We start from the raw sequence: 2,627 nt of genomic DNA, 5'->3' as shown, positions 1-2,627 counted from the left end.
GATTTAAAATCATCTTTAGAAGCTGTAAATGAGGAAACTGATACAGTAGAAGCTTGCAAAATTTTAAATAAAACTTTTGGAAGACAATTCCCTATCCCTGAAATACAAGAAGTGTCCGAACCAGTAGTACAAACTTATTACACTCAAGAAGGAAAATCTGCTTAGGAAAACTCAATGTTTTTTGATAACCCAAAGTTAGACAATATTGAAAAGCTATTAAGTGAACATGGAGCTCAAAATATCCATGTCACTTCTATTACTAAGGATTGGGTTAATCTAAAATTTGATTTTCTCATTAATACACAACAGGTTTGCCTTGGTCTAATTTTTCAAAATAGAGCTAATTGGACGATACCTCCCATTTTTAGAATATTGACACGACCAATGTCTGCCTTAGATCATGTGAGTCAAAGTGGGGAAATTTGTACTACGGATCATCAAGGTGAAAACTTTGAAGGCTATAGACATAAAGAACTTATTACTGAATTCTTTGAAAGGGCTATAGATATACTCAAGCAATCTTTTATTAATTTTCAATTAAACAACCGAGTAAGCTTGTATAACGAACTAGAAGGATATTTAGGCAGCACTCAAAATATAAATGAGGATGTAATATTACATTGCGACCCTACTTCTACATTTAATTTATATGGTTGGTTAAGAAAATCATCAAAAGGGAATCATCAAATATTAGAGCATATTGATGATGGCGATAGTTCTTACATAAACCACAACCAGCTCACAAAAGTAAAAATTCATAAGATATTATTAGAAGATGCTTCTGTTTTCCCCATACCAGATATAGGAGATTATTTTAATGAGGACTATTTTCTAAAAATTGTTAATACCCTCTCTAATGAGAACAAACGATCTTTGTTAAAACAAGGCAATCATTATGCCCTAGTGGGAATTCCAAATGAACATGGATTTGCTTATGTGATTTTTTATTATGCCATTTGGTATTCTTTCAAAGAAAAAGTATCCTTCAAAGGCTTTAAAGTCTCTTTAACACAAAGAGCGTGGATAGATTATTTATTAAATAGAACGGGGCAAGAGAAAAAAACAAGACATATAGCGATTATCGGATGTGGGGCTTTAGGCTCAAAGATTGCAGAGATATTAGCTCAAACAGGCGTAAATAAATTTTCTTTCATAGATCCAGAGCTTTTAAAAACAGATAATATTTATCGTCATTCTTTAGGTTTGCAGTATGTTAATACCTATAAATCTACTTCTTTAGCTAATAAGTTTTTAATAGAAAGGCCCGGATTAACTATTTTTCCATTCGTAAGCCATGGTGAAAGCTGGATAAAATCAAAAATTACTGAAGATATTGATACTATCATCATAGCAATTGGCCATACTCCTACTGAGATTTCTCTCGTAAAAACTATTTATGAAATAAGTGCAAACATTCAAGTAATAATAGGCTGGTTAGAACCTTATGATTTAGGTGGACATTTTATTTCTTTCAATAATAAACATGTAGGATGTTTAAACTGCTTATATTTTGATGAAAAATCAAATAAAAGTCTTACCCCTATGTATAAATATGTACAATCTGGACAGCTAATTGCTAAAAATATTACAGGGTGTGCTGGTGCATTTACCCCCTTCTCTTCTTTAAATTGCATGAAGCTAGCAAGCTATATTTCTGAATATGTCCTGAATCAACAATTAGGATTTGTTTCTATTTCTGGCGACAATCAGAATGCAAATAAAAATGGAATAATTACTACCCCTTTTTATAATTCAGTAAATAATTCAAATGGAATTAATATATTGAATTTAAAAGAAATTTATAAAGAAGTATGCCCATGTTGCAATACATAACTCAAGGGAGGATTAAATGTGACACACCTACAGGCCAAGTCTTTATTATTCAAGCAAATGTTTTAAAGAGTTTAAAGCAATTTATACAATTAGAATCAGATTCTCCAGAATCGGGTGGCATTCTAATTGGAAGAACAGACATAGAAACTAAAGCTAAAATCATTGAAAGCTTTACCTCTCCTATGGAAGGAGACTGTCAAACACGTATGTCTTTCTTTAGGTCAAAGTCCCACCAATATGCTTTAATACAAGCTTGGAACGAATCTAAAAAATTCTATAATTTTCAAGGCCTATGGCATACACATCCTGAAGATGTACCAACACCCTCTCCAACCGATTTAAGGGATATAGATACTGTTCTAAATGGCATTACCAATCTTAATGACCCAGTTTTATATTTAATAATCGGAAGAGTAAAAACTGGAATCTGGATTGGTAGAAAAAATTTTAAAATCAAACTGTTAGGTTATATTGAGTTAAATTGAAAATGCAACTAGACCCATCCCTAAGTTTACAGACTTCTTTATCAGCAATAGATGATTTATCAAATGCAAATAAATATATAGAAGAAATTTTAAAGCATATTTGTATAGATTCATTAGGTGTATTAGTTGATGAAGAACGTAAAAATATAATTTTTGTCTTATTGAAAAATAAAAGCCCTGAAAGTTTTTTCCGTATAATTCTCAATTATGATGATACTTTAACTTTTGTCCGAAGATTGCTTGCCAAAAAAATTTCCATTTATGCACGCTTTCTTCAAGGTCACATAATTGATGCCCACACTCTATGAT

The 2,627-nt window shown here is 31.3% G+C and carries 3 protein-coding genes; all 3 read left to right on the top strand.

What is annotated here, in order from left to right; translation table 11 throughout:
* Positions 1-174: 174 nt before the first annotated feature.
* The 3 genes from Aba26S_RS20585 to Aba26S_RS20575 are packed head-to-tail and all read left to right on the top strand — an operon-like array spanning position 175 to position 2,626.
* Positions 175-1,833, top strand: a complete 1,659-nt coding sequence (locus Aba26S_RS20585; protein WP_005006360.1) for a ThiF family adenylyltransferase — start codon at positions 175-177, stop codon at positions 1,831-1,833.
* Positions 1,818-2,318: a Mov34/MPN/PAD-1 family protein gene (locus tag Aba26S_RS20580; protein WP_005006362.1), complete on the top strand. Its 501-nt coding sequence runs from the start codon at positions 1,818-1,820 to the stop codon at positions 2,316-2,318. The genes Aba26S_RS20585 and Aba26S_RS20580 overlap by 16 nt, the downstream gene beginning before the upstream one ends.
* Positions 2,319-2,320: 2 nt before the next feature.
* Positions 2,321-2,626 carry a hypothetical protein gene (locus Aba26S_RS20575; protein WP_043974959.1) on the top strand — a complete coding sequence of 102 codons (306 nt, stop codon included), beginning with the start codon at positions 2,321-2,323 and terminating at the stop codon, positions 2,624-2,626.
* Position 2,627: the final 1 nt, after the last annotated feature.

The organism is Acinetobacter sp. NBRC 110496 (genome assembly GCF_000876115.1).
Classification (GTDB): Bacteria; Pseudomonadota; Gammaproteobacteria; order Pseudomonadales; family Moraxellaceae; genus Acinetobacter.
This window is presented reverse-complemented; position numbering and strand designations above follow the sequence as displayed.